The organism is Microcystis sp. LEGE 08355 (assembly GCF_015207185.1).
Classification (GTDB): Bacteria; Cyanobacteriota; Cyanobacteriia; order Cyanobacteriales; family Microcystaceae; genus Microcystis; species Microcystis panniformis.
Genome location: NZ_JADEXI010000476.1, coordinates 1 through 3,623, shown reverse-complemented (window position 1 = coordinate 3,623; position 3,623 = coordinate 1). Strand labels below are relative to the sequence as shown.

The following is a 3,623-nucleotide window of genomic DNA, read 5'->3' as shown; positions in this document are numbered from 1 at the left end:
TTTATCGATCTCATCGATAAAAATATATATTTTCTCTCCCCGACAATAAACTAATAAAACTTCCTCGATAAATTGTCCCAAACGCTGCACGGGGGGTAAATCCTCTCGCTCACGCAACCAGGATTTAAGATTAATTTTTCCCGTCAGATTAAATCCTAAAAACAAACGGGTAATCACGCCGTTATACCCTTGGGATAAATTATCATTACTGCCAAGACTGGTTATATCTACCGCCGCGCAATCCATGCCCGATTGCTGTAAGATATGAGTCACTCGTACCCTTAAACTGGATTTGCCCATCTGACGACAGTTGAAAACGTAGCAAAATTGACCATTTTTCAACGCCGTTAACAGTTCTCGATCGGCATTTCTCTCGATATAGGTAGGATGGTTATAGGCAAGACTACCCCCGACACGATATTGATAATTCATTATCCTTAAACAAAATTATTTCAATGTCACCAACGGAAATAAAATAGACAATTGTGATTTAGATATCTATAATGCAAGGATAATCGCTATTGACAACCTATCCCAAGGCAATTATGAAGAAAACTTTTTTCACCTCCATCGCCGTTAGTGCCACCCTCGTCAGTGGCATTGTTTTAGGTACTCTTGATGCCGGCAGCGCCTCCGCTTGTGCTTTCGCTAAAGGTAAAAGCATTTTTGGCAGCAATACCACCTTCCATCTGGATCCTAACAAACTTATTTTAGGGGTTGCCGCCACTACAGGAGCAATCACCGTAGCTGGTGTTTTAAGCTACCGTCGTTTTCACCCTGGGCAGCCTCCCGAAGATGCCACCGCTAACCTGCCGTCGGTATTTCCTATCCCCATTCCCCCCGCAGCTTTAAATCAGGCAGTGGAAGTGGAAGAAGCGGCAGAAACCAGCAAAATCTCCTAAAAATCCGCTATATTTACTCAAAAAAGGTGTTGGCATCCCCGCAGCTTTCCAGCTAGGCAACACCTTTTTCTGCCTAATTGTGTCCCAGTTATCAGAATTTCCAGCCATTTTTAAGTTATGTTAAAAGGTGCAACCCTACCACCAGAGGTAAAGATGGGCAACTCTACCACATTTTCTGACACCCCACTTCGCAAAGATCATCACACTTGGGAGCATTTAAAACAAGCCATCGCCGCTAGTTCCGGTTTTCGCCGTTGGCAGCAAGAACAACTAGAATCAGGTAAAAATAGAGACGATGCTGATGCTCGCATTTGTTCCTATCTACGGGAAACTTTAGAAACTTTAGCCTACTAGATTGATGCTCCCCAGCTATGACGGCATGGGGACCTTTTTGTCCGTTTAAGCTAATTTGCGGGCTTTATTTTCTGCGCGCCTCGTAACCCAACAACCAGACAAAAGCGACAATTAAAGGCAGGAAATAATAAATAGCTCGATAGGCGATTAAAGAGCCTAAAAGCTCGGCATTAGATACATATTCGGGGCGTAATCTCAGCATGATAAACTCAAAAACCCCTATTCCCCCCGGCACATTGCTTAATACCCCTGCCGTCATGGCAAATACATAGAGACCGAAAAATCCTAAAAACGAAGTATTGTAGCTGCCCGGGAGAAGAAGATAGAGAACTCTAGCGGCTAATATCCAATCAATAAAAGTCAACAAAATCAAAGCCAGGGAAAGAGTCCAAGAGGGTAAATAGATATTTTCTTGGCCGATTCTTATTGGTTTTTTATAGGTGAGAGTCAAGAAAAAATAGCCCGTAACCAGCAATAAAAAAATTATTCCTAAAGGTTTAGTAGTTAAAAAAGGTAATTTTAAAAGTTGAGGAATCCGTTGGGGATCGAGGAGGAAACTTAAACCACCAATCCCTAACATTCCTAACCAAAAGCTTAAATGGGTAAAAGTGATAACTTTGGCAATATCCACCACCCCCACCCCCGCAGGAGTATAGAAACGATAACGGATAGCAGTCCCAGAAAATAAGGTTAAACCAATGGTATTACCAAGAGCATAACTGATAAAAGCAGTGCGGATAATAGTGCCTAAAGCTAAGGGATGCTTGATATAATAAAAACCTAGGCGATCATAACCCGTCATCGACAAATAACCCAAAGCCATCCAAAAAATAGCTTCTAGCTGACGACTTGTGGTAATATGATCCAAACTAGCCAAGAGTTGGGCAAAAGTGTAGTGTTTAAATTCTTGACTAATTGCCCAGACCGCTAGAATAAATAAACTCAAGGACAGGATAATCGGAGCAAAACGCCGGATTTTTTTATACATCTTACTTTTTACGAATTACTTTTGACTCATTAAAATTTATGAAAAAATCAAAGTTAGATTTAGCTAAACGTTTAAATCGATCCCGAAAAAGGAAATATGATAAGTTCCTGACTTCCTCCTTATATTTAACAATTATTCTGGGTTTATTTTATCTACTCTACCTCAATCTTCCTTGGTCTTTTCATCTTTTTATGCATTGGGTGACTAAAGGGGGTGATTTAGACAAAATTCCTGCCAAATTTTATTCAGAACTTAATCAATTATGTTTGAGGGCAGATAGTGCGGGGGAAGTAAGAACGAGAAACTATACAGAACATACAGAAATCGCCGAATCTCTTGGTACATTTAGATGTACTTTAGTTAATGGTGGTCAAGAATGGTTAATAGAAGATTATAAATCTTTTAGTTCTGCCGATGAAGCGATTTTAGGAACTCAGTTAGCGGTTTTGATCGCCGAGATTTTGGGAACGGATTATAGTTATAACATTCGCGCTTATATTCCCAATACTAAGTATCAAATAGCTCCCAAAACCAAATCCTAGACTAGGGATGGGTGAGAAACCCATCCTTAGAAAAAAATTAGTTTTCCGATACGGGTTTTGGTCGGGAAGGCCGAGGGATAGGGGATTGTCCGGGGGTAAAAGGTCGTTTTTCTCCTTCCCCCGAGGGATGACGATTTTTATCAAAAGGCTTTTTAAAACCTCCCTTACCCATCGGTTTTTTCTTGCTGGCAAAACCGAGGTCTAAACCTTCCAAAATGGTTAAGGCATCTCCTTTAAGTTGTACCTGAAAATCCCAAAAACGACTGACCGGTTTACCAGGTAAAGTGCCGCGCAATTTTAGTTTAAAAAACTTGGGTTTGTCCGCTTCAGTTTTGGGCATTTGTCGGATTTTGACCACTACCGCTTGATTTTCCCGTTCGGTAAAGATGACTTCGCCTCGAATCGAGAAATAACCCGGGGTAGAAGCGAGGAGAGGCTCTATCTCCTGATCATCCTCCTTTTTCAGGGTTTCTGGTTCCCAAACACCGACAATCTGAACATGAAGGGCATCATTTTCCTGACGGGTGCGCGGATAAACCACCCAAAGATGGGGTTTTTCCAGATCGAGATGATTTTTGACCAAACTGATCACCCGACCGAGAATCACAGCATCGATCAGAGTACCATCGGCAGTTAAAATATTGCCTTTAGTTAATTGTTCCTCCGATCGCTGATAATGGCCATAGACGAGACCGATCGCCCGATACTGCCGCAGATGACTGGGAGGGGGGATCGGTTGTTGACGTTTGACTTCTGCGGGGGTGGCTGACTCTACGGCTAAGTCAGCCTCAGTATGGGGGGACTCAAGGGGGACTTCCTGAAGTGGAACTTCAGGAG

6 protein-coding genes are annotated in these 3,623 nt (G+C 42.2%); 3 read left to right on the top strand and 3 right to left on the bottom strand.

Translation table 11 applies throughout. The annotated features are described in order from the left end of the window. Window positions 1–432, bottom strand: a 432-nt coding sequence (locus IQ242_RS19510; protein WP_193961103.1) for an AAA-like domain-containing protein, incomplete at its 3' end; no start/stop codon positions are given. A gap of 113 nt (window positions 433–545) precedes the next feature. Between IQ242_RS19510 and IQ242_RS19505 the strand changes: the two genes are divergently transcribed. Further along, window positions 546–902: a hypothetical protein gene (locus tag IQ242_RS19505; RefSeq protein WP_193961104.1), complete on the top strand. Its 357-nt coding sequence runs from the start codon at window positions 546–548 to the stop codon at window positions 900–902. Between the two features lie 117 nt (window positions 903–1,019). Beyond that, window positions 1,020–1,256, top strand: coding sequence for a hypothetical protein (locus IQ242_RS19500; protein ID WP_108935514.1), 237 nt, complete (start codon window positions 1,020–1,022; stop codon window positions 1,254–1,256). Window positions 1,257–1,320: 64 nt separating this feature from the next. Here IQ242_RS19500 and IQ242_RS19495 read toward each other — a convergent pair whose 3' ends face one another. Beyond that, complete coding sequence (locus IQ242_RS19495; protein WP_193961102.1) at window positions 1,321–2,244, bottom strand: lysylphosphatidylglycerol synthase domain-containing protein; 924 nt, start codon at window positions 2,242–2,244, stop codon at window positions 1,321–1,323. Window positions 2,245–2,282: 38 nt separating this feature from the next. Between IQ242_RS19495 and IQ242_RS19490 the strand changes: the two genes are divergently transcribed. Beyond that, window positions 2,283–2,786, top strand: a complete 504-nt coding sequence (locus IQ242_RS19490; protein ID WP_193961101.1) for a hypothetical protein — start codon at window positions 2,283–2,285, stop codon at window positions 2,784–2,786. 37 nt (window positions 2,787–2,823) lie between these two features. Here IQ242_RS19490 and IQ242_RS19485 read toward each other — a convergent pair. Further along, a partial coding sequence (locus IQ242_RS19485) for a hypothetical protein (protein ID WP_193961100.1) occupies window positions 2,824–3,623 on the bottom strand: 800 nt, incomplete at its 5' end.